Annotated in this window: 22 protein-coding genes; 11 read left to right on the top strand and 11 right to left on the bottom strand. The window is 68.6% G+C overall.

Features of this window, described 5'->3' with window-relative positions; all coding sequences use genetic code 11:
* Positions 1–143: 143 nt before the first annotated feature.
* From EJC51_RS02600 to EJC51_RS02595, 3 genes are all read right to left on the bottom strand, one after another.
* Positions 144–2435, bottom strand: a complete 2292-nt coding sequence (locus EJC51_RS02600; protein WP_244362402.1) for an alpha-L-fucosidase — start codon at positions 2433–2435, stop codon at positions 144–146.
* A 163-nt stretch (positions 2436–2598) separates the two neighbouring features.
* The gene (locus tag EJC51_RS48180) at positions 2599–2994 is read right to left on the bottom strand and encodes a glycoside hydrolase family protein (RefSeq protein ID WP_208870677.1); all 396 of its coding nucleotides are present in this window, start codon (positions 2992–2994) and stop codon (positions 2599–2601) included.
* Positions 2937–3227 (bottom strand): glycoside hydrolase family protein, encoded by a 291-nt coding sequence (locus EJC51_RS02595; RefSeq protein WP_208870676.1) that lies wholly within the window; start codon positions 3225–3227, stop codon positions 2937–2939. Before EJC51_RS02595 ends, EJC51_RS48180 begins: the two co-directional genes overlap by 58 nt.
* A 364-nt stretch (positions 3228–3591) precedes the next feature.
* Between EJC51_RS02595 and EJC51_RS02590 the strand changes: the two genes are divergently transcribed.
* Positions 3592–3795, top strand: a complete 204-nt coding sequence (locus EJC51_RS02590; protein WP_126269498.1) for a transposase family protein — start codon at positions 3592–3594, stop codon at positions 3793–3795.
* Between the two features lie 189 nt (positions 3796–3984).
* Here the strand turns inward: EJC51_RS02590 and EJC51_RS02585 are convergent, their stop codons facing one another.
* On the bottom strand, positions 3985–4197 hold the full coding sequence (locus EJC51_RS02585) for a hypothetical protein (protein ID WP_126269497.1): 213 nt from the start codon (positions 4195–4197) through the stop codon (positions 3985–3987).
* Positions 4198–4269: 72 nt separating this feature from the next.
* A complete protein-coding gene (locus tag EJC51_RS02580; protein ID WP_126269496.1) occupies positions 4270–4743 on the bottom strand; it encodes an RICIN domain-containing protein in 474 nt (157 codons plus the stop codon).
* 337 nt (positions 4744–5080) lie between these two features.
* Between EJC51_RS02580 and EJC51_RS02575 the strand changes: the two genes are divergently transcribed.
* The gene (locus EJC51_RS02575) at positions 5081–6055 is read left to right on the top strand and encodes a DUF6879 family protein (protein WP_126269495.1); all 975 of its coding nucleotides are present in this window, start codon (positions 5081–5083) and stop codon (positions 6053–6055) included.
* A 113-nt stretch (positions 6056–6168) separates the two neighbouring features.
* Here EJC51_RS02575 and EJC51_RS02570 read toward each other — a convergent pair whose 3' ends face one another.
* The gene (locus EJC51_RS02570) at positions 6169–6666 is read right to left on the bottom strand and encodes a GNAT family N-acetyltransferase (RefSeq protein ID WP_244362399.1); all 498 of its coding nucleotides are present in this window, start codon (positions 6664–6666) and stop codon (positions 6169–6171) included.
* 212 nt (positions 6667–6878) lie between these two features.
* Here EJC51_RS02570 and EJC51_RS02565 point away from each other — a divergent pair, with 212 nt between their 5' ends.
* From EJC51_RS02565 to EJC51_RS02540, 6 genes are all read left to right on the top strand, one after another.
* Positions 6879–7691, top strand: a complete 813-nt coding sequence (locus EJC51_RS02565; protein ID WP_126269494.1) for an SCO2525 family SAM-dependent methyltransferase — start codon at positions 6879–6881, stop codon at positions 7689–7691.
* Between the two features lie 69 nt (positions 7692–7760).
* Positions 7761–9626: an SCO2524 family protein gene (locus EJC51_RS02560; RefSeq protein ID WP_126269493.1), complete on the top strand. Its 1866-nt coding sequence runs from the start codon at positions 7761–7763 to the stop codon at positions 9624–9626.
* Positions 9623–10540, top strand: coding sequence for an SCO2523 family variant P-loop protein (locus EJC51_RS02555; protein WP_126269492.1), 918 nt, complete (start codon positions 9623–9625; stop codon positions 10538–10540). The genes EJC51_RS02560 and EJC51_RS02555 overlap by 4 nt, the downstream gene beginning before the upstream one ends.
* Entirely contained in the window at positions 10537–11502 is a 966-nt protein-coding gene (locus tag EJC51_RS02550; RefSeq protein ID WP_126269491.1) for an SCO2522 family protein, read from the top strand. The genes EJC51_RS02555 and EJC51_RS02550 overlap by 4 nt, the downstream gene beginning before the upstream one ends.
* A complete protein-coding gene (locus EJC51_RS02545; RefSeq protein WP_126269490.1) occupies positions 11499–12482 on the top strand; it encodes an SCO2521 family protein in 984 nt (327 codons plus the stop codon). The genes EJC51_RS02550 and EJC51_RS02545 overlap by 4 nt, the downstream gene beginning before the upstream one ends.
* 16 nt (positions 12483–12498) lie before the next feature.
* Complete coding sequence (locus tag EJC51_RS02540) at positions 12499–13569, top strand: DUF6879 family protein (protein WP_126269489.1); 1071 nt, start codon at positions 12499–12501, stop codon at positions 13567–13569.
* 56 nt (positions 13570–13625) lie between these two features.
* Here EJC51_RS02540 and EJC51_RS02535 read toward each other — a convergent pair whose 3' ends face one another.
* Positions 13626–14480: a helix-turn-helix domain-containing protein gene (locus tag EJC51_RS02535; protein ID WP_126269488.1), complete on the bottom strand. Its 855-nt coding sequence runs from the start codon at positions 14478–14480 to the stop codon at positions 13626–13628.
* An 85-nt stretch (positions 14481–14565) separates the two neighbouring features.
* Between EJC51_RS02535 and EJC51_RS02530 the strand changes: the two genes are divergently transcribed.
* Complete coding sequence (locus tag EJC51_RS02530) at positions 14566–15351, top strand: SDR family NAD(P)-dependent oxidoreductase (RefSeq protein WP_126269487.1); 786 nt, start codon at positions 14566–14568, stop codon at positions 15349–15351.
* Between the two features lie 264 nt (positions 15352–15615).
* On the opposite strand, the gene EJC51_RS02525 is transcribed toward EJC51_RS02530, so the two are convergent.
* A complete protein-coding gene (locus tag EJC51_RS02525; protein WP_126269486.1) occupies positions 15616–16182 on the bottom strand; it encodes a TetR/AcrR family transcriptional regulator in 567 nt (188 codons plus the stop codon).
* Positions 16183–16326: 144 nt separating this feature from the next.
* On the opposite strand from EJC51_RS02525, the gene EJC51_RS02520 reads away from it, so the two are divergent.
* Positions 16327–17811, top strand: coding sequence for an MFS transporter (locus tag EJC51_RS02520; protein WP_126269485.1), 1485 nt, complete (start codon positions 16327–16329; stop codon positions 17809–17811).
* 147 nt (positions 17812–17958) lie between these two features.
* Positions 17959–18096: a hypothetical protein gene (locus EJC51_RS47605; RefSeq protein ID WP_166682811.1), complete on the top strand. Its 138-nt coding sequence runs from the start codon at positions 17959–17961 to the stop codon at positions 18094–18096.
* Between the two features lie 379 nt (positions 18097–18475).
* Here EJC51_RS47605 and EJC51_RS02515 read toward each other — a convergent pair whose 3' ends face one another.
* From EJC51_RS02515 to EJC51_RS02500, 3 genes are all read right to left on the bottom strand, one after another.
* The gene (locus tag EJC51_RS02515; protein WP_244362396.1) at positions 18476–19327 is read right to left on the bottom strand and encodes an MBL fold metallo-hydrolase; all 852 of its coding nucleotides are present in this window, start codon (positions 19325–19327) and stop codon (positions 18476–18478) included.
* Between the two features lie 781 nt (positions 19328–20108).
* The gene (locus EJC51_RS02505) at positions 20109–21221 is read right to left on the bottom strand and encodes an alkene reductase (RefSeq protein WP_126269484.1); all 1113 of its coding nucleotides are present in this window, start codon (positions 21219–21221) and stop codon (positions 20109–20111) included.
* A 111-nt stretch (positions 21222–21332) separates the two neighbouring features.
* Positions 21333–22679 carry an aldehyde dehydrogenase family protein gene (locus EJC51_RS02500; protein WP_126269483.1) on the bottom strand — a complete coding sequence of 449 codons (1347 nt, stop codon included), beginning with the start codon at positions 22677–22679 and terminating at the stop codon, positions 21333–21335.
* Between the last annotated feature and the right edge of the window lie 100 nt (positions 22680–22779).

Raw genomic sequence — 22779 nt, 5'->3', positions numbered from 1 at the left:
AGCCAGGCCCGGATCGCGTCGTTGAGGGAATCTGTCTGGGTTTGGTCACCTGATTTCGAGGGTGCTCAGCGGCTGTGTGGTGTCTCGGCTGTGCTTGCGCAGGTGGCAGCGCGAAACTCCCAAGATCCCCGACAGAGCCAAGCTCAGAGGGCGAGGATCTGCCAGTCCTGGTTGGCGCCGCCGGTGGTGGGCCACTGGATGACGTTGGCGCCGTCGGCGGTCGAGGCGTTCGCCACGTCGGCGCACCAGCCGTTGCGGACGTTCACGAGCCGGTAGTAGCCGCTGGTCACGGAGGGGACGAGCTGCCACGACTGGTTGTCACCGCCGTCGCCGGTCCACTGGTCGAGGTTCGCGCCCTGGGCGGAGTTGCCGGGGCTGTCGAGGACCTTGCCGCTCTTGGCATTGGCCAGCCGGTAGGACCCGTCGGAGTTGGGCATCAGCTTCCACTGCTGGTTGGGGCCACCGTTCCAGGACGACTGGATGAGAGTGGCGCCGTCGGAGGTGGAGGCACCGCTGACGTCCAGGGCTTTACCGCTGTTGCGGTTGACCAGTTTGTAGGTGCCCAGGTCGGCGCCGAAGGGCCGGTCGTAGATCTCCAGGTTGCGGATGGAGGCGTACACACCGGCGGGCAGCCCGGTGACGGTGACGCGGACGTACCGTGCCTGGGTGCGGAACTGGGCGACCTGGACCTGGCTGGTACTGGTCGTTGCGGTGAGGTCGGCCAACATGGTCCATGCGCTGTTGTCGGTGGAACCCTCGATCTTGTACCGGTAGTTGGTCTGGTCCGACTCCCAGGCGATCCGGGCGCCGGTCAGTGAGCGGGTCGAGCCGAGGTCGACCTTGAGCCAGTGGCCGGTGCTGCCGTCGTTCGCGCACCAGCGGGTGGCGGTGGCCCCGTCGACCGCCTTGGCCGCGGTGTTGCCCTTGGAGGTCTCCTCGCTGTCGGCGGTCGCGGTCCTGCCGGCGGCGGTGTCGGCCGGCTGCACGCTCCGGTCGAGGACGACGCCGATGACGCTGTCCTGGGGGTGGGTGGTGCGGTCGATGCCGTTGACGGTGACCCGGCCGTCCGCGGAGACCGAGAACGACAGGCCGGCACCCGAGCGGACGTCGAAGACCCGGGTGACCTGGGCGTCGCCGACGGATGGGGTGGTGAAGGTGGTGCCGCTGTAGCCGGGCAGCAGGTGGGTGTAGAAGGTGCTGTCCTTGTAGGTGAAGCCGTACTGACCGTCGACCGGGTTCCACGGGCCGCCGCGGGTGCCGTAGACGGACTGGCCGCAGGCGGTCATGAAGGTGCCGATCTGCCGCAGCAGGCTGGCCTGCGCGTCGGGGACGGTGCCGTGCCGGTCAGGGCCGACGTTGACCATCACGGTCATGTTCCGCACCCAGCAGTTGACCAGGATGTTCATCGCGTTGCTGTAGCTCATGACAGGGGTGTTGGAATAGCCCCACGTGCCACCGACGCTGAAGACCTTTTCGACCAGCCGGCCGGTGCGGATCGCCCCGCTCGGGACACCCGGGCCCTCGTCGCTGTCGTAGTCGCCCTTCCAGCCGGAGCGCGAGGTGGCGACGATGTCGGGCTGGTGCTTGCGGACCATGCCCATCAGGCCCAGCGGCTTGCCGCTCGCGTCGGTCTCCCCGTACACGGCGTCCACTTGCCACTGGTTGGCTGTGTCGCGGAACTGGCCGGGCTCCCAGAAGAACGCACCGGCCGCGTCGGTGCCTTGCTCGGCGATCCAGCCGCCGTCCCACCACAGGTCGTCGATCACGCCGTACTGGGTGACCAGTTCCTTGATCGACTGGTACACCTCGGTCTTCATGATCCGCGCGTTCTCCTTGTGTGCCGGATCGGTCGTGTAGTTCCAGGGGTTGGGGGCGCAGTTGGTGCCGTAGACGTCGTAGTAGCCGGGGTAGCGCCAGTTGATCGGCGAGTAGTACAGGCCCACCTTCAGTCCGGCCGTCCGCACCGCCGCCACGTAGTCCCTGACGAAGTCACGGTTCAGCGGTGCCTGCCCGGAACTCCAGGCATGGGGATGGTTCAGCGGCCACAGCGCGAACCCGTCGTGGTGACGCGTAGTCAGCGTCACGTACTTCGCCCCGAAATCCTTCGCCAGCTGCGCCCAGGCCGCCGGGTTGTAGGCATCCGCGGTGAACTGCTGACTCGTCGCGTCAGTGACGTACTTCTGGTAATTCGCCGGAGTGACCGCGGCGTTGTGCATGTACCACTCGCCGTTGGCCGGGCCCGCGTACGGTCCCCAGTGGATGAACATGCCCAGCTTGGCGTCCTGTAGCCACTGGATCTTGGCGTCCGGCTGTTGCTCCAGACCCAGATCGGCCTGCGGGATCCGTAAGGCAGGCAGCGGCAGCGGGTCAGCAGCCGCCGCCGCGTACGCGGGCGTCGCCATCGCAGCGGAGCCGACCGTAGTGGCCACCGTCATGGCCGCCACACCAGCGAGCACCGATCTGCGCGAGATGGAATCCGGCACTGTAAGTCCTTCCTGTTCGTCCTTGAAGAATGGTGTTGGGGTTGTCGACGTCTGCGGCGCGGTGTGTGGGGCCACCCCCCACAGGGGCTCGGTCGCCGGCCGGGCCCGGCTGCTGTCAGCAGGTCAGGACAGGGTCCAGTGCTCGCTGCCGGCACTGGCACTGCCGGCGTTCTCCTGGTCCACCGCTTCCGTTGGAGATGGAGGCACGGGACACGTCCAGCAGCATCGAACTGGCCCTGTTGGTAGGGGTGTAGGTCCCGGCGGACGGGACCTCGCTGTCGACGGACCATGATGATGTTGGCCGTCTGGCTCGCGTACGTCTTGGTGCGGGCGCGGCCAGGTCCTTCCAGGCCGACCACGGTCCGCTGGGGGAGGTTGCGGTGGCGTAGACGTTGTCGTTGAGGGACCAGTCCGTCAGGTGCGACCCCAGCATGTAGTAGGTGCCGCCGACCTTCACCATGGCCGGGGACTCGACGCTGCCGCCGCCCAGGAGCGCGACCGAGCTGTCCACCGAGAAGTAGTCGCAGAGGGTTTGTCGATCCGCAGGCCGCCGTTGTTGCGGTCCCCGGTCAGCAGGTAACCGGTGCCGTCGGTTTCCTGGTTCAGGCCCAGGTCACGGCTGACGTTGCCCAGAGGCCGGAAGCTGCCCCGGTAGTTGTACGGGCCGCAGGGGGTGCTGCTGGTGGCCACGCCGACCTTCGCCTCGAAGTAGTCGTTACCGAAGCCGTACCAGGTGCTCCCCACCGCATCGAGTAGGGCGAGAAGCGTGGCGTGCGCGGTTCGCCACCGGCTGACCGGCCGAGTGTCGCGTGAGGGACGGTGGGACAAGAGTTTCACCACGGGGCACCGCTGTGGCGAACGACGGCTGGAGCCACACAGTGGTTTCTCTGGAGCGTCCATGACATGAGACGGATTAAGGCGCATAGGTCGGGTGCTTGTCCAGATGCCTGACGAATCCCGGCAATGAATAGTCGGAATATGGGCTATTTGACCGACTTGGAGGATGCTAAATATGGGATGTATCGATGGCCCTGCGCGGCACTCTGGGGCACCCGACCGAGAAGGCGCCGTGTGCTCCGCAGGTCAGGGCACCTGACCTTCCTGTTGGGTGGGCGTGAAGGTGCGGGAAGGCAAGGCCACGTCGTTCAGCGGTCATCTGCTGGACTGCCTTGTGACGGTGCCCGATCCGTGCCGGGCCAAGGGCCGCCGCCATCCCCTCTCGTTCATCCTCGCGCTCGCTGCGTGCCCGGTGCCGGCCGGCGCGAAATCGCTGAAGGCGATCGCTGAATGGGCGGCCGGCGCACCGGCCTGAGTGCTCAGCGCGCTCGGCGGTCCGAACCGCGAACCCACCGGCCCCAGCGCTCCGCCAGAAGGCACCGTCCGCCGAGTCCTGCAGCGCACCGACGGCGACGCCCTCGATGCGGCGGTCGGCGCCTGGCTCGCAGCCCTGCGTCCCCGCCGCACGTCCGCCAGCCAGGACACGGACCAGCGGCCCCGCCGCTCACTGGCGGTGGACGGCAAGCCGGTTCGCGGCGCCCGCCGTACCGACGGCGCCCAAGCGCGCCTGCTCGCCGCGATGACCGACACCGGCCTGGTCACCGCCCAACGCGAGGTCGGTTCCAAGACCAACGAGATCAACGAGATCACCGTCTTCAAGACGAAGCCCGCCGAACGCGACCTGGTCGACACCGTGGTCACCTTCGACGCTCTGCACTCCCAGACAGCCGCTCGGCCAGCCAGAAGAGTTGCTTGCCCGGCGGCATCCGGTAGTGGTCGGGAGATCCGTTCAGCCGATGGTGAAGCGCTGGTTCTGGGCGTTTCGGTCGCAGCCGGCAGTGCGGTAGTAGCCGTTGTCCTGCTGGTAGAGGCAGAGGCCTGTGCCGACGCTTTGGAGCATGACGGCGCTGCGGGCGGCGGGCTGGACGGTGCGCCACTTCTGGTAGGAGCCGCCGTTGCAGCGCAGGGGGTAGACGTCACCCCGGTCATTGCTGTCGAGGCAGCGGTCCCAGAAGTTGTTCTTGAGCGTGGTGTTGGTGTTGAGGTGGCCGTTCCACTGCCACAGCAGGCTGCCGCGTCCGGTGTTGCAGCGGTCGCCCTGGAGGCCGGTTTCGGAGGTCTCGCGCAGGCAGTCACCGTAGCGGTAGTTCGCGAAGCGGCTGGTGGTGGTGGCAGCCGAGGCGGGTGTGGGGGTGAGGAGGGGGAGGGCGAGGCCGGCTGCGGCGATGAGGGCGGCGAAGGCTTTCCGGGTCGGGCGGCGCACTGGGGTCTCCTTGCAGTGATCTTTCACAGGTGCCTGAACAGGATGTCCGAACACCACCGCCTACGCCTGGAGCAGGGGGAGAACCCGCGGACGCGCCGCGCCGTTTTCCGTGCTTCTCCGGCAGGTGCACCTACTGCGTTCGGGTCTGGAACTTGAAGGGGACAGGGTGTTCCGGCCCAGCCGCGCGGTTCCCGACAGGTGTCCCACCCGAGCAGGAGGCACGCACCGCGCGCGTTCGAGGGCGGTTGGTGTCTTTTCGGCTTTGCTCGGGCCGGGAGGTGCCGGCGTTGGGGCGAACGGGCATCATCCGGTGAGCATCTGACGGGGGGAGAGAAACGTGCAGGGAGATCCTGGCACACCACGACCCGCCACCAGTGGGGTGCACGTCGCGCCGCTCGTGCTCAAGATCCTCATTACCGTCGTCGTGAGCATGGTCGCGTACGTGCTGACCAACCTGGTGAAGCAGTCCGGCGACGAGTTGTGGAAGATCGCGGTGGCGGTCGTCATCGGTGGGTCCGCGCTCATCGTGCAGTACATGGTCGATTTCGAGCAGCGGCTGGGGATGGTGGAGACCGGTCACATGGAGCGCAGTCGCCGGCTGGAGGAGCACTTCGACCACCTCAGTGACGCAGCCGCCTTGCTGAGCGATCTCGACGATGCGGGGATGAGCACCAGCGACGCCAAACGCCTGATCAAGAATCTGAGGCGGGTCGGTCAGCAGGGGCCGGAGATAGTGAAGGCGTTCGCCCGCTCGGAGGTCGAGAGCCTCGCCTCCGTCGTCACCGACCTGACCGGCATGAGTGCGCACTGGCCACGGGACAACAACGAGTGGCTCATCCGGCTCACGCAGTGCGCCCAGCGGACCATCGACGCCACGAGCAGCTCTGTCGACCAGCGCTTCTGGGGCACGGATTCGGCGGGACCGTATCTGGACGCCCAGATCGAGGCGATGGGGGCTCGCCGGGTCACGATCCGCCGTCTTTTCATGGTCAAGGAATCCGAGGCGAGCGACCCCGTGGTCATGGCCCGGTTCACCCGGCTGTGCCAGGCGCAGCTCAGTGTGGGCATCGTCGTGCGCTATCTCGTCCTCCCGCCCTCTCCGGTGGAGCAGCCGCATCCCAGGCCGGCCTCGCGGGACGTCGTCATCTTCGACACGGATCTGTCTCTGGAGTTCGAGCCGGACCAGCTGGGAGTCAACGTGAAGACCACGCTCGACGCGCAGCGCGAGAGGGTCAACCGCCAGGTCAGATGGTTCAACGCCCTTTGGGCGCGGGCTCAGGAGTTCTCTCCCGATCCTGAGCCCGCGTCATGAGCGGTGCGCTGTGCCGCCGCCAGGGGCCGGTGTCCTCGTGTCCTCGCTCCGTAGCAGCCCGTCTGTGCTGACGTACCGCTGTCGCGGGCTGACGATCCAGCCGTGCTCGTCCATCAGCCGAATCCCGGTCGGCTCAGCCGCAGCCGCATCAGCAGGCGGTCGGCACCCGGGCCGAAGTAGTTCTCGTGCAGGGTGGGTTCGCCGACGAAGCCCAGGTTCTCGTAGAGGAGGATCGCCGTTTTGTTCGCGGGAGCAACGGTGAGGACGACTTCCCGTACCCCGAGGCCGCGGAGCCTGCGCAGTGCTTCTTCCATCAGCAGGCGGCCGAAACCCTGGCCGCGCTCGTCCGGGGTGATCCCCAGGCCGAGGACCCAGCTGCGGCTCAGGTCGGGTGCGGTCCCGCACAGGACGTAACCCATGAGAGCGGTGCCGTCGTCGAGAACCAGCAGGTGGTCGGGGTAGACGTCGAACATCTGGCGGAGCACGAAGTAGGGGTAGGGCTCCTCGGGAAAGGACTCCCGGTCGAGGAGGGACAGCTCTTGGAGATCCTCTTCTCGGACATGGCGTATTCGGAGGCGCCTTGATGTTCGACGGGAGGGCACTGCGGTCATTTCACCCCCTGGTGTGAAAAGTGAGGTGCTGATTGACCACTTGAGAATGAATCGACTCGGGGTTCGATCAGGATGATGGTAAGTTGCCGATGCAACAAGCGACTTCAAGGCCAAGTCTGCTGGTCGATATGCGTATTCTCCGACCAGGATGCGACTGCTCCGCTTGCACTCCGCCCTTTGTTCTCCGGTGCTGTCCCGTGTACGCTGGTGCGATGCATTTTCCAGCCCCGGTCGACGCGCCTGTCCGAAATGATCAGGCACCCTGGAACAAATTCAATAACAAGGCGTATGTCGCGCAGAATTATCTTGATCTTCTGCCCGCGGATGCAGAGATCCTCTCCATCGTGGGTAGGCACTTCAGCCGTCACTTCAAGAACAGGGGTGCGGGTGCGGGACGTCCGGTTCTGGGTATTGACATGGGCGCTGGCGGCAACCTCTATCCGGCGCTGGCGATGCTTCCGTGGTGCAGTGGGATCACGCTTTTTGAGCGAGCTCCGGAGAACATCGAATATTTGCGCAAGCAGTGCGACCAGGTGGATCAGAACTGGGAGGCCTTCTGGAAAGTGCTGTGCCATGAGAAGGGCTACGCCGATCTGGATTCGAAATGGAGGAATAAATTCCGCGATGTGGCCCGCGTAGAGCCGGGGAACCTGTTCAAGATGGGGCGGCGGAACTGGCTGGGGTTTCGGAGATCGGCGGGCAAGTACCAGGTCGGCACGATGTTCTTTGTGGCCGAATCCATCTCCACCTCGCTGGACGAGTTCCAGCAGGCTGTCGACTGCTTCATGAATGTTCTCGCGCCCGGTGCCCCCTTCGCCGCCGCGTTCATGGAGGGTTCACGCGGGTACGACGTGGGGGATGAGCACTTTCCGGCCTGTGATGTCGACAAGGAGCAGGTCGAGAACGCGCTCGCCCCTTATGCGTGTGAGCCGGAGATGGTGCGTCTGAGCGACGCTGACCATCTGGTGCGACCTGGTCACACGGGAATGATCCTCGCATGTGGAGTACGGCGTTCCGGGAAATGAACTTCCCCTTCCGCCCGCCGGTGGCAGAGAACGGGCGGTGTGCGGGACGACCTGGTTGAAGGGCTGGGAATGGAGATCAAGCCGAGAGCTCATCTGCTCCAGATCTGGGAAGCGATCGCACGGCACTCCTTCGACGGCGGGCGTTTCGCCTGGGGTGACTCCGGCGGGCGCAGCAGTGTCGCGGACGCCGAGCGGTTGCTGAGCCTCATGTATCCGGCCACCGAGATCCCCGAGTTCCGTCTGGACGAGCCGGACACCACCCAGAAGGACGTGCAGCGCGCCCTCCGTCTGGCAGGAGGGCGCACCGAGATCCCCGCCGCGCTGATCGCAGCCCTCCGCGAGTTCATGCACAATCACGCGGAGGAGGACGGCACTCCCACTTTCGGCGGCGGCCACTACTTCAGCACCCCCGACCCCGACGCGGAGATCACCGCCCAGCAGCGGGACCTCGGCGTAGTCGACTCCTACTCCATGTCCGTCACCCTCTGCCTCGCCACACTCGGCTTCCTCGACAAGTTCACCGGCCCCACCGTCCGTTCCGACCTGCGTGAAGCAGTCAAGGACCTCAGGGAAGCGACGAGCAGGCGGCTCACCGCGGCGATGGTCGGTCTGCTGCGGTCCTTCACCGTCAGCGTGTTCGACGCCGACACCACCCAGGGACGGCGGCTGAGCCGGACCCTGGGCCGGCGCAGGCTCTCCGAGCGGGCGGTCCTGCGTCAGTTCCAGGAACGCTTCGAGACCCTGCGCGCCACCATCGGCAACCGCATCACGCTCGGCGTGGACGTCGAAGACGGCCTCAAGGACCCCGGGATGATGTTCGAATGCGGCTGGGCCTGGGGCGTGGTGAAGGACGCACCGCCCGTCACCCGCACCGACAAGGACGGCACGGAGCAGCACATCGGCCGCCAGAGCGTCGGCGTGGCGGACCCCATTCCCTATCTGTACTTCACCGTGGTCGCCCTCGACGGCATCCAGGACCTGTCCTCCGACCGCACCCTCACCCTCGGTCTTCTCGACCAGGAGCAGCAGACACTCGCCGAGGCACTGCGGCTGCGCTGGACCGTCACCCGGGAGTACTGGTCCGCCCTCGCCCGGTTCAGCGCCGACCGGTGGCCGCTGGAGGACATCCCCTGGCGCGTCACCCACCAGAAGCTCGAATCCGAGTACTTCTCCCTCTCCGTGGCGTCCCTCGTCGTCCACGACCTGGTGCGCAGCCGGGCCGGTGACGAGGACTTCGCCCGCACCGCCGAGGTCCTGGCCCGACTCGCCGAGCGCGGCCGCATCACCAGCCCGCTCACCCGCGATGACTCCGCTCTGGAACTGCACAGCCCCGGAGTCGTCCTGCCCCTCCAGGGCAGCGAGCAGCTGGGCCCGCCCCTGGAGTGGACGGTCACCGATTTCTCCGCGCACCTGCTCAAACGCACCGTCCAACTCGCAACCTACTCCCGCAGCGCCGCCATCCAGGACGAACTGCTGGCGCTGGCGGAGGAGACCTTCGACCACCTCTGGCAGCGGCGCATCGCCGACGGCGAGGGCACGGACCTGTGGGACGACGCCCAGGCGGTCTTCCCCACCGCACCCAAACGCGAGGGCTCGCCCTCCTGGAGCATGACCGAACGCCTCACCGAATGCATGGTCGCCGCGTACAACTTCTACGACCGCAAGCCCGTCGGCAGCCCTGAACTCGGCTCCTTCGCCACCGCGTTGCTCAGCGAGGCCACCCACCGCTTCGGCCGGGAGCAGATGCGGTCCGCCGTCGTCTCCGACAGCGACCACGCCAAGTCCCTGCGCACCATCGAGATCCGGCTGCGCAGGGCACGTGAACTCGTCGGCGACCAACCCGGCACCGCCGGTGCGCTCGCGCTGTCCGTGCTCGGTGAACTCGACACGCTCGCCCAGGCCCGCAGCGCCGCCGCGGGTGAGGTGTGGCGGTGATCGTCTTCGCCGCCTCCGACAAGGGAGGCACCGGCCGCTCCGTCACCAGCGCGAACCTCGCCTACCAGCGAGCCCTAGCCGGTGACCATGTGGCCTACGTCGACTTCGACTTCGGCTCACCCACCGCACCCGCCGTCTTCGACGTCCCCGACATCCTGCGCGGCACGGGCGAGGGCGGCCTGCACTCCTATCTGGAGGGCACCGCCCCCGAACCGGCCCGGGTCGACGTCTGGCGCCGCACCGAACATCCCGTACTGCGACGCAACACCATCGGAGCCGGACGACTCGTGCTGCTCCCCGGCGACGTCAGCGGCGGCGAGTTCGTCACGGACGAGGACTCCGTCCAGCGCTGCGTCAACCTCTTCCTGCGCCTGCACGGCGAGTTCGACCTGATCCTGGTCGACCTCAGCGCCGGCCGCAGCTACGCCATGGACATGGTCCTGGAAGCCACCGCACGGCCCGAACTGCGCAACGTCCCGCACCGCTGGGTGGTCTTCCACCGCTGGACCCGACAGCACGTCATCGCCGCGGCAGGGCTGGTCTACGCCGCTCGCGGCCTGTTGGAGGGCGGAGCCGAACTCGGCCACGACAAGGACGCACTGCGGGCCGTGATCCGCTTCGTCCGGGCCGCCGTACCCGACCCCGACTCCTCGCTGTGGTCGCACGTCTCGCCCGCCCAGTCCGCCTGGATGCAGATGTACGACGAACGACTGCGCCGACTCGCCTCCGAACTCGGCATCGGAGACACGGTGTTGCTCGGCACCGTGCCGCTGGAGCCGATCCTGCAGTGGCGGGAACAGCTGATCACCGAGGAAGAGGTCGTCGCCACCAAGATCGCCAACAAGGAGACGCTGGACGCGCTGGAAGCGATCGCCGGACGCCTCACCGACGACACCCACTGGGGGAAGCCGTGACCGACGTCTTCCGGGAGACCACGGCACAGAGCCGCACCATCGCGGTACCTCTCTCCCATCTCTCCCTGGAAATCGGCCACTTGTACATGGAGGACCTGGAAGGCGGCCCGGATCGTCTGCGTGAGCTCTTCACGCGGGTACGGCCCTGGGCGGACGCGGCCCGCGCCGACATCGCCGCCCGTACCGGCGCCGCCCGGCCACGCGTCAGCACCTGCTTCCTCGTCGACGACTACTTCAGCCGCTTCTCCACCCCGGCCGAACTCCTCCCACTCGTTCTGGACGCGGCCGAGGGGGCCGGCCTCGTCATCGACTATCTGGCCCGCGAATCCGCCTGCGCGATCGCCGACAAGGTCCCCCTCGCCCAGTCCGTCGCCCACCGCCTCGTCGAATCACCGCCCCCGGGCAGCTACGGCGCCCGCCCGCCGGTCAGTGAGTCCGGCTGGCTCGCCAACGGACAGCGAAGCCCCTCCGGGCGATCCCAGGCCATGCGCAGGACGGCCCCCTGGCAGCCGCCCACCGAGACCGCGGCCCGCCGCCACTCCGTCTTCCTGGACGTCGAACTCTGGGACGACGACAAGGACGGCAACCGCACCTGGTCCTGCCCCCTCCTCGCCGCCGTCTGGCAGCTGGCCCGCCTCGGCCTCCTGCGCAACGAAGGCGAACCGGTCCTGCTCCCGCGCCCCGCGAGCCCTCGCGGCCACCCCCGGAGCTGGGACGAACTGCCGCCGCTGACCCAGCTCAACCCCGCCGCCGCCCCCTTCTGCGCCTACCGCACGTGCTCCGTGCTACCCGCCCGGTTCCTCCCCGTCGAGCACGCGGTGCGGATCATCCTCGACCAGACCGACGTCGACCACGGCGCCGTCGAGCAGATCACCGCCCGCGCACACGCGGACGGCATCACGCCCCCCGACTCGGTGGCCGACCGGGTCTCCTACGTCTTCTGCCCGGAGCCGTCGAGGTGACGGCCCCACCGGCCCCACCGGCCCCACCGGCCACGCCCCCGGCGCTCCCGGTCTTGGCCTGCGGGGAGATCCGCACCTGTGTGCTGCCCTCGCTGAACCCCTTGGACGCCCGTGCCGCCGCCCAGCTGCTGCGGCTGCGCCCGGACGAACGCGTCCTGGTCTCCGAACGCCCCAATCTCTACGTGCGCTCCCCGCAGACCCTCACCGGCGTCGACTGCCGGATGCCCACCTCCAACGGGGCCAAGGTGCGTGTCGTCGGCACCGTCGCCACGCGCGCCGCCCTCACCGAGGGCCGGATCCTGCAGAGCAGCGCCCATGTCCGGGCCCTCGCCCGAGGCCCCGAACGGCGCCGCCCCTGGGGGCACTACCTCATCCATCCCGGAGTGCTCGAACCCCTGGGCCGGCTTCCCGAACACGAGGCGGCCCAAGGCGTCCTCGACGGGGCCGGACACGGCGAACTCGACCTCGGCCTGATCGCGGACGGCACCCTCACCACCCTGCTCCGGCACCCGCTGCTCGACCAGAAGGCCCCCCTGAAGTCCCGCCACACCAGGCTGCGTTGGGCTGCCCGGCAGGCCGAGCCGGGAGAGGGACCGGTGATCGAGGAGTTCACCCTCACCGAGGACGACCTGCGCACGGTCCGGCTGCGGGTACCCGCCGCCACCGACCCGGCCGCCGTCGCCGCCCTGTGCGAGGACCTGGCACTGCACGACTGGCTCCTCACCACCGTCGTGCGCCTCCTCGACGGCAGACTCGGCCCGGCCGAGGGGCCCGACGCGCTCACCGCACTGCGCCCGGCCGTCGAGCACCTGATCCACCTGTGGATGCCCGCGGCCCGCGGCGACCACGCGCTTCGAGGACTGTGGAACGTCCTCGAGCAAAACCCCGGATTCACCCGCCAGTGGGACAACCTCGTCCAGCGGATCCGGGACCGCCTTGCCCTGCTCAACGCCTTGACGAGGCAGCCCATAGGCCCTTAACGACGGGGGAGACGACATGAACGGAGCACCAGCGACCACCACCACACCGGCGAACCCGGCCTTACCGTCCCCCGCCCCGCCGCCCAGGCGGCCCGACAATAGGGGACTGCGGATCCCGCCGGTCCTCATGAAGACCCTGGTGACCTCCGTGGTCTTCGTCATCGCACTGCTCGTCACCAACGCGGTCGACGCGAACCAAGGGGCGGGCGACGTGTGGAACCTGACCGCCTCCATCGTCATCGGCGGCGCGGCCCTCATCGTGCAGTACCTCGTCGACTTCGAGAAACGTCTGGTCGAGATCGAGGGCAGCCAGGCGGACCTGATCCGCGACGTCAAGGACAACCTGATCAGCCATCACGTCGCCCTCACCACCCTGGTCGACGACCGGTTCCGGCAGATCAACGCGGCGACCGAACTGTTCAGCAACGTCGACCGCTCGGTGCTGCGCTCGGACGCGGTCATCAAACTCGCCCGCCGGGCAACGGAGTGCGGCGAGCTCAACAACGAGACCGTGAAGACCTTCGCCAGCGAGGAGATCGAGCGCCTGGCCGGACTGCTGGAGAACCTCAGCAACCGCAGCGCGGACTGCCTGGGAGAGAACCAGGACTGGCTGATCGACCTGACCCGCTGCATCAAGCACAGCCTCGACGCGACCAGCACCTCCGTCGACCGGCACTTCTGGGGCAGCGAGCCCGCCGCCCGCTACCTGGAGGCGCAGAGCGACGCCCTGGCACGAGGTGTGCAGGTCCGCCGGCTGTTCCTCGTCGACGACGAACAGCACATCGACGCGGAAGTGCTGGCACTGTGCGCCAACCAACGGGCTCTTGGGCTCGACTCCCGCGTGGTGGCACTCTCCCAACTGCCGCCCTGGGCGCGGCTCGGCACCCAGAGCGACTTCATCATCTTCGACCGGGAACTGAGTTACGAGATCGACCAGGACACCAAGGACGTCAACGCCAAGACCACACTCAACGCCCGCCCCGCCCACGTCGAACACCGGCTCAGGCAGTTCACCCGCCTGTGGGACGCCACGACGAGCCTGCCGGAGCAGGGCATCCCGCAGCCCGACCCCGCAGGATCGGACTGAAACGCACCCACCGCCGACAGCCACCGGCGGCCTTCAGCGACGCCTGGACTGTCGTGCTAGTGCCGATACTCGGCGGCCGAGGTTCCAAGGACGTTCAGAAGGGCCAGTGCTTCGGCGCTTGGGGATCCTTGAGGGGCGCTGTAGAGCACGAGGTACTGGTCGCGGTCGGTGAGCGCGAGTGAGTCGCAGTCGACGGTTATCTCGCCGACGGCCGGGTGGCGGAAGGTCTTCGTGAGCACCGTTGCGGCCTGCACGTCGTGCCGCTCCCAGAGCCGGGCGAAGTCGGCGCTGGCGTCGCGCAGTTCGTCGACGAGGCCGGTCACCGCGGGATCCGCCGGGTAACGGGCGAGGGCGGAGCGTAGTTCCCGGACCACGTGGTGACGGAACTCGGCGGCGTCGGAGATGCCGTACAGCGGCGCGTCGTCGCGCTGCGGGACTAGGAATGCCCGGCGCGCCAGGTTGCGGTCCTTGGGGTCGAGTGCGGCGAAGTCCTCCATGAGCGCGGCCGCGAGGTCGTTCCAGGCGAGTACCTCGAAGGCGGCGGACATGACGAAGCCGGCCGTCTGCGGCAGCCGCTCGAGCAGCGCGAGGATGCTCGGGCGGACGTCGCGCCGGTGCAGTGCGGTTCGGTTGGGGGCGGTGCCCGCCAGGACGTGGAGGTGATGGGATTCGGCGTCGGTGAGCAGGAGTGCGTCCGCGATGCCGGCGAGGACCTCGCCGGAGGGTCGTGAGGCGGCTCTGCCCTGTTCGAGGCGGATGTAGTACTCCGTGGAGATGTGCGCGAGGACCGCCACCTCCTCGCGCCGAAGGCCCGGTGTCCGCCGCCGCGGGCCTGAGGGGAGACCGACGTCCTGAGGCCGCAGCCGCTCGCGGCGGCTGCGCAGGAAGGTGCCCAGCTCCTGCTTGTCCATACTCCGAGTCTGCACGCTGCGCGGAGCCGGATCCTGGTACGGCTTGTGCCTGTATCGGGGCGGGAAACCGGCACACGCTGCTGACATGACCACCAACACAGACATCACCCCGATCGGCCTGCTGAACGGCAAGGTCGTGTTCATCACCGGCGCCAGCCGTGGTATCGGCGCTGCCGCCGCCCGGCTCTTCGCCGGCGAGGGCGCCAAGGTCGTCCTGGCCGCCCGCGGCACCGACGCCCTCGACCGGATCGTGACCGAGATCCGCGCCGACGGTGGCGTCGCCGACGCGGTCACCCTTGATCTCGCCGACGGCGCGAGCATCCGCTCCGCCATCGGCCGCGTCGAGGAGCTGCACGGCCGGCTCGACGGTGCCTTCAACAACGGCGGGATCCCCCAACAGCAGTTCGGCCCGGTCGACGCCATCAGCGACGAGGACATCGACGAGCAGTTCGCCGTGAATTTCCGCTCGCACTGGACCGCCATGACCGCCGAGGCGGCCCTCATGCGACAGGGCGGCGGCGGGGCCATCGTCAACACCTCCAGCATCGGCAGCCGCCGCGCCAACCCCGCCCTGCCTGCCTACGGGGCCATGAAGCGCGCGCTCAACAGCCTCACCGAGACCGCCGCGGTCAACTGGGCCCCCGCCAACATCCGCGTGAACGGCATCACCCCCGGCGGCACCTCCACCGAGATGATCGACACCTGGGAGGCGGCCACGCCCGGCATCGTCGAGCAGATCACCGCCACGATTCCGCTGGGCCGGATGGCCGAGCCCCGGCAGATCGCCGAGGCCGCCGCCTGGCTGCTGAGCGACCGCTCCTCGTATGTGACCGGCGCGATCCTGCCCGTCGACGGCGGTGCCGGCGCGTGATCCGTTTGCGAGGGTGCCCAACGGCGCCTCGTCCCACCGCAGATCGTGCCTGCGTCGCGCCTCCGGAGAGGAGAGGAACTGGGGCGACGCGCCCCCTGGGTCGCCCGCAGACTGGCTGTTCGACCCTCATTGGCCGCACCGGCAGCAGGTGCGGCGGGTGGTGGGCCAGGGCCACCGACAAGCCGAAGCAACCAGCCCAAGGGCGAGCCGGCGGCCGGTGCGGACTTGGCTGTCGCGGAGTGGGTCGGTGGGGGAGACGTGCAGTCACACCAGTCGGTCGACCAGTCCGTCGACATAGTCCGCGGTGAGCGGCCCGAGGCCGAACAGGACGCGGATGTACATCGGGGCCATCACATGGTCCAGCACGCCGAGCGCGTCGGGTGCGTGTTCGCCGCGCTCGCGGGCGCGATCGAGCATGGACTCCAGTTGGCGGGCGCGTTCGGCGAGGAGGTCGTCGCGTGCCTGGACGCCTTGCTCGCCGTTGCCGGACAGGGCGACGGCCAGGCGCAGCAGGGCCAGGCCGTCAGGTCCGGTGATCTCGCGGGCCACTTGGGCCGCGTACGTGCGCAGGTCGCCGGCCAGGCTCCCGGTGTCGGGCATGGGTGACCTGGCGTTGAGGCGGGTGAGCACCACGTCGGCGAGCAGGGCCTCCAGGTTGCCCCACCGGCGGTAGATGCTGCTGTCGGCCACACCCGCGCGAGCCGCGACGTCGCCGACGGTGAACTTGCCGTAGCCGCGCTCGTTGACCAGGTCGGTGACGGCCTGATGCACCGCCGCGCCGACCCGGGCGCCGCGCCCGCCGGGTCGCCGGGTCCTCTGTCGCTCTTCCATCCCCTCATCTTAACGCAGTTGGGACTTGCGTTAGTGGGTGGAGTCTCCCTATAGTCGCCTAACGCAGTTCATAACTGCGTTAGGGCGCCCGGAGGTCGGCCGTATCGGCTGGGGTGAGGCGCGACGACGAGGGAGAGGAATCCCATGGCTGCATCGCCTGCGGCTGGAGGCGGTCGACCCGATCGGGCCGTGCTGCTCACGGTGACCTGCTTGGGCCAATTCATGGTGCTGCTCGACAACACGATCGTCGGAGCGGCGCTGCCCGACATGCAGCAGCGGCTGCACACGGAGCTGACTGGGTTGCAGTGGATCGTCGACGCGTACGTGCTGCTGGTCGCGATGCTGCTGCTGTCCGGCGGCGTGTTCGCCGACCGGTTCGGCCGCAAGCGGGTGTACCTGGCCGGCGCGGCGGTGTTCACCGCGGCATCGGTGCTGTGCAGCCTCGCGCCCTCGGTCGGCTGGCTGATCGCCGGCCGGATGCTGCAGGGCGTCGGGGCGTCGGCGCTGAGCCCCGCCTCGCTGGCCCTGCTCGCCGCCGCATATCCCGTACCGCGAGAACGCATCAAGGCGATCGGGCTGTGGGCCGGATTCAGCGGCATCGGTCTGGCCGCGGGGCCCGTGGCCGGCGGCGTGCTGACCGATGCCTTCGGCTGGCCCGCCATCTTCCTGGTCAATCTGCCCATCGGCGTGGTCCTGCTGCTGGTCGGCCTGCGCCACCTCGGCGAATCCCGCAATCCGAACGCCCCCGCGATCGACGTCCCGGGCACGGTGCTGTCCTGTCTGGCGGTGGGGGCCCTGACCTACGGGCTGATCGAGGGCGGCGCCCGCGGCTGGACCGCACCGGTGATCCTGGGAAGCTTCGCCGCGGCGGCGATCCTCCTCGCCGCCTTCGTCGCCGTCGAAGCGCGTCGCTCCGCACCGATGCTGCCACTGCGACTGTTCAGGGAGCGGCTGTTCACCGTGTCGAACACCGCCATGATCGTGGTGGGGTTCGCGCTCATGGGCTCGTCGTTCTTCTTCTCCCAGTTCTTCGTGTACGTCCAGGGCAGCTCCATCCTGCGTGCCGGCCTGCAGACCCTTCCCGTTTCCCTCGCCATGGTCATCGTCAGCCCGTTCGCGGGCCGACTCGCCGCCCGGTACGGCTTCCGCGTCGTCGTCACCATCGGCCTGGCCCTGGCCGGCGCAGGGCTGCTGGCGCTGGGCACGGTGCACGCCGACACCGGTTACGGGAACGTGTGGTGGCGGCTGGGAGTCATCGGCGTCGGCTTCGCCCTGACGATGTCCCCCCTGACCGGCGCCGCCATCCAAGCGGTCAGTCCGCAGGAGGGCGGCCTCGCCTCCGGCATCAGCAGCACCACCCGGCAGATCGGCGCGGTGCTGGGCGTGGCGGTGCTCGGCGCCGTCGTCCGCGCCCGGCAAACCGACGGCGCCTCCCTGGAGACCGGACTCGGCAACGCCTTCGTCGTCGCCGGCGCCGTCACCCTGGCCACCGCGGTCTTCACCGGCCTGTGGCTGGCCAGGACCAAGCCCGCGGCAGACTCGACGGTGCCGCACCCTTCCCCCGATCCGGCTGCGCACACCACACCGGACCAGGTGCCGGCGGAGGTGGAACGGGCTACAGGTGCTTGAGGAAGAAGAACAACTCCAGATCCGCCGCCCGCTGCGGATCCGGCTCCCGGACCGAGACTCGTCTTGCCGGGGCCCGGCGCGACCTCCCCGTCGAGCCGCACCCGTTGGAACCCGAACGACGCGAAGACCGCGGGAGCGCCCGTCTGTTTGCTCATCGACTGCGCGGCATGGCAGGAGTTCACCGCGGTCGAGCTTGACGACCGGTTCGACCGCGAGGTGTGGGATGCAGTTGATGATGCGGTGTCCAACGGCGCCGAGGTGTGTCATGCAGTGCGCCAGGTGTGAGCGCGAGCGGATGCCCAGCCTGCGGTAGATGCGGGTGAGATGGGTCTGGATCGTCTCGCGCGCAGCAGCGAGCGCCCTGCACCCTGGTGGGGCCAAGGCCCGGCAAGGGCCTCGACCTCTACGTATGTACCAGTACGAACGCGTGGTGCAGGAACGGCGAATCCGGCCTCGCTGCGCGATCCCGCGTCTCGGATCAGGTCGTCGCCGAGCAGGTCGGCGTGCGGAAGGGCTGGGTTGACGGGGGCTGCCGCCGGCACTTCGTCGAGCTCGCCGCCTCGCCGGAGAAACCACCGTCCTTTGGCGCGACCCGACATCTACGCGTCAATCACGTATTCCAGGATGTGACATCGGGAGAAAACGACCTCTCCGCACACCTGGGTCACGTCCCCGACGGTCGCGGTTGTTCCGGGGGTATCGAGGTCTCGGCTGCCGTCATCCACTGGTCCAGATCGGCCTGGGTGAACTCTGTCCACGGAGGGATCTCGGGGAGTTGGCGGAGGAAGTCGTAGGCCTGGGAGACCTGAGGGCCGTGCAGGACCGGGCAATGGCAGCCGGCGATGACCTCGGCGTTCAGGTGTTGGAAGTAGTCCACGACCGTCCGGAACTTCTGGGTGTCCAGCAGCGCGGCCCAGGGCGAGACCAGCCGTCCGCCGAAGAACTGGCCGTCGCGGAACTCGTCCGCGGACAGCCCCGCTGTGTCAGGCATCGGGGTGGGCACGTTGGTGGCGAAGGTGTCGACGGCCCACAGGACGTTGGTCTTCGCGTCGAAAAGGGCGCGGGTAGTGGGGTTGTCGTACAGGGGCGGTCGTTTGGCGAGCAGGGTGCGGTCGCCCGCGTCGATCGTGTCTCCGTCGGTCATGAAACGGCAGCGGTTGATGGGCGTCTCCCACTCCTCGGCCATGCGGCCGATGGAGAACCATGTCGTCAGCAGCGTCGCGTTCGGGCATTCGGCGAGGACTGCCAGGAGGTTGCCGGCGTGGTCGCGATCGTCATGGGTGAGGAAGATCCACCGTACGTCCAGGGGATCCACGACGGACCAGGCCGCCTCCAGCCACTGGGAGCGCACCGCGGGCGCCCCGGTGTCCACGATGATCGGTTCGGTGCCCCGGATCACCATCGAGTTCATCGGAAAGTGACCGACCGGCGGGGCCTCGAGGGCCCACGGAATGACGAACGTCTCGTCGGCGATCTTGTACGGCTGCAGAAGGTTGAACGTTTCCATGGTTGGCATCGCTGCTCTCCCTTGGACGGAGTCGCCGCAGCACCCATGAATCCAGTGCAACCCTGTGGTGGGGCATCGTCAAACGGGGGACGTTCGTGGGTCCTCACTCCTGTCTGTCAGTGACTGTGTGATTACGAAGGCGATGGTGAGGCCGAGATCGGAGCCGCCGGTCGCCGGTGACGTGCGTGCTGTTGTGCAGGCGGGGTCGGCGAGGGCCTCGATCGTCTCCGCGGCGTGTGCCCGCGGGGCTCCAAGGGCTCATCGGCAGCCGGGACGCCTTTGAATCCTCAGGTCGGTCAGGGTGTGGGAGTCATCGGGTGTGTACGACGAGCAACTGCCTTGCTCGGCGGCGTAGTCAAGGAGTAGCTGGTGCGCCTGCTCGCGATCGCTTCCGGCCAGCGTGAGGGCCGCCAGCAAGACCTGCGGACCCATCACCGCATCCAGGGCAACGCACGCCGACGTGCCCGCGTCGTAGAACGCCTTCAGCCCGTCGGCGAAGTCTTCCTGCCTGTAGGGGCCGCGCTCGGTCAGTCGACTGTCACAGGCGTCAGCTGTGGCCAGAAGGCCGGCGCGGTGGCCATGCGCGAGAGCGATGTGCTCGACGAGGTCACCGAAGGCAGGCTGCCGGCCAGGAACCTGCGGACCGCCAACGCTCTGACGGACCCGACGGTCCTCGAGCCGGTGATCGCCGGTGTGGCCGCGGGCGTAAAGGAGCGGGCACCGTGTCGCCGGTCGGGCGCCTGTCCATGGGGGAGTGGGGCTGCCGCATGGACAGGCGTGACCGTGGGTCTCAGGCCGCTTCGAGGAAGGGGTAGTCGGTGTAGCCCTCGGCGCCCGGCCCGTAGAACAGTTCCGGCCGCGGCTCGTTCTCCGGGTGGCCGCCCCGCCAGCGCTCGACCAGGTCGGGGTTGGCGATGAGGGCCCGGCCCACGACCACGGCGTCGGCGTGGTCGGCCTCGATCTGCTGGAGCGCCTGCTCGCGGGTGGTCTGTCCCCCGAAGGGGCCGTTGTTGACGATCAGCTTGCCGTCGAAGCGCCGCCGCAGCTCCTGTACCAGGTCGCCGCCCGGCTCGGTGTGCAGTATGGAGAGGTAGGCCAGGCCCAGCGGGCGCAGTTGGTCGAGCAGGGTGCCGTAGGTGGCCAGGACGTCGTCCCGGTCGGTCTCGAAGACGTCCCCGAGGACGACCTCCGGCGAGATCCGCAGCCCGACCCGCTCGGCACCGACGGCCTGGGCGACCGCCGTGACGACCTCGACGACGAAGCGGGCGCGGTTGTGCGGCGAGCCGCCGTAGCCATCGGTGCGCTGGTTGGCCGCCGGGGAGAGGAACTGCTGGAGCAGGTAGCCGTTGGCGCCGTGGATTTCCACGCCGTCCGCTCCCGCCTCGATGGCCCGGCGGGCCGCGGTGACGAAGTCCTCCAGGGCTGCACGGATCTCTGCGGTGGTCATCGCTTCCGGTACGGGGTAGGGCTGCTCGCCCTTCTCGGTGAACGTCTTGTTGTCGATGGCGATCGCGCTGGGGGCGAGGATGCGGCGGCCGCCGTTGATGTCGGGGTGGGTGCCGCGGCCGGCATGCATGATCTGCAGGACGATGCGGCCGCCCTCGGCGTGCACCGCCTCGAACACCCGCTGCCAGCCGGCCGCCTGCTCGTCGGTGGCGATGCCCGGCTCACCGACGTACCCCTGCGACGCGTGGTCGGGGTAGGTGCCCTCGGTGATGATCATTCCGACGCTCGCCCGCTGCCGGTAGTACTCGACCATCAGATCTCCGGGGATACCGGAGGAACCGGCCCGGACCCGGGTCAGCGGTGCCATGACGATGCGGTTGGCGAGCTCGATCTTCCCGAGAGAGACGGGGGAGAAGAGGGACGGGGCGGGCGAAGCTTCTGAAATGTTGACAGGCATGGGTTTCTTCTTTCTGCGATACGGAGGGAAGAGGGATGAGGGTCTGCGATGCAGGGGGCCGCGCTGTCCCGGCGGATTGGGGTGTGGGTGGTGTCGGCAGAACGCGCGAGGCTAGCTGAGCGGGACGTCCGCGACCGCCTTGAGGTGGCTGAACGTCTCGAGGGAGTACCGGCCGTGGTAGCGGCCCATGCCGCTTTCGCCGACGCCGCCGAACGGCAGGCTGGTCATGAGCAGTTGCATCACCGGCTGGCCCCAGGCGACGCCGCCGGAGGACGTCTCGTTCACCAGGCGCGCCTTGGTGTCCTCGGAGGAGGTGAAGGCGTAGAGGGCGAGGGGCTTGTCGCGTTCGTTGATGAAGGCGATGGCGGCGTCGAGGTCTTCGACTTCGACGACGGCGAGGATCGGACCGAAGATCTCCTCCTGCATGACCGGCGCTGCGGGGTCGACATCGGTGAGTACGGTCGGTGCGATGAACAGGTCGTCACGGTCGTGCCGGCCTCCCACCGCCGCCCGGCCGGAGGTCAGCAGACGGGTGAGCCGGTCGAAGTGCCGCTCGTTGATGATCCGGCCGAAGTCGGCCGAGGTCTGCGGGCTGGTGCCGAACTGGGCGTCGATAGCCGCGCGCAGGGCGGGGACCAGTGCGGCGGCGGTGGCAGGATCGGCCAGCACGTAGTCGGGGGCTACGCACTGCTGGCCCGCGTTGCCGAACTTGGCGCCGACCAGCCGCTTGGCGGTCTCGTCCAAGTCGGCGTCGGGTGCCACGAAGACCGGTGACTTGCCTCCGAGTTCGAGCGTGACGGGGGTGAGGTTCTTGGCGGCCGCGGCCATGACGATCCGGCCGACGGTGCCGTTGCCGGTGTAGAAGATGTGGTCGAAACGCTGTGCCAGGAGGGCCGTGGTCTCCTCGGCGCCTCCCTCGACCACGGTGAGCACGTCAGGGTCGAAGTACTCGCGCAGGAGGCGTGAGGCGACCGCCGAGGTGTGCACCGAGATCTCGCTCGGCTTGGCCACCACGGTGTTCCCGGCGGCCAGGGCGCCGATGATGGGGTCGATGAGAAGGTGCAGCGGGAAGTTCCACGGAGCGATCACCAGGACGACGCCGAGCGGGTCGTACGTGGTGTAGGCCGTTGTCGTGGGACCGAAGTGGGCCGGGACCTCCACCGGGCGAGGCTGGAGCCAGCTCTCGAGATGGGCCAGCGTCTCGTCGATGTCGGCGACGGTGAAGTCGATCTCCTGCGTCTTCGCCTCGGCGGGGTTCTTCCTCAGGTCCGCCCAGAGCGCCTCGATCAGCTCCTGCTCGTTTTCGACCAGCAGGGCCCGCAGCCGCTGCAGCTGGTTGACGCGCCAGTCCAGTCCGCGGGTGACGCCGGTGTTGAACGTCGCCCGAAGACGGCCGACCACCTCCGCGGCCGTTTCGCTCTGGTGCGTCCTCGACTCGGTCCCCTGTGTTGCGGTCATGGGGTGTGCTCCGTTCCTGATGCAAGCCACGCCCCGGCTGCCTTCCAGCCGGGCACAGTGGCCAGCGTGCTGGACGCTCCGGGATTCACCCAGGTCACGG

Source organism: Streptomyces aquilus, assembly GCF_003955715.1.
GTDB lineage: Bacteria > Actinomycetota > Actinomycetes > Streptomycetales > Streptomycetaceae > Streptomyces > Streptomyces aquilus.
Note: the sequence above shows the minus strand (reverse complement) of the source record. Positions and strands in the feature narration are given on the sequence as shown.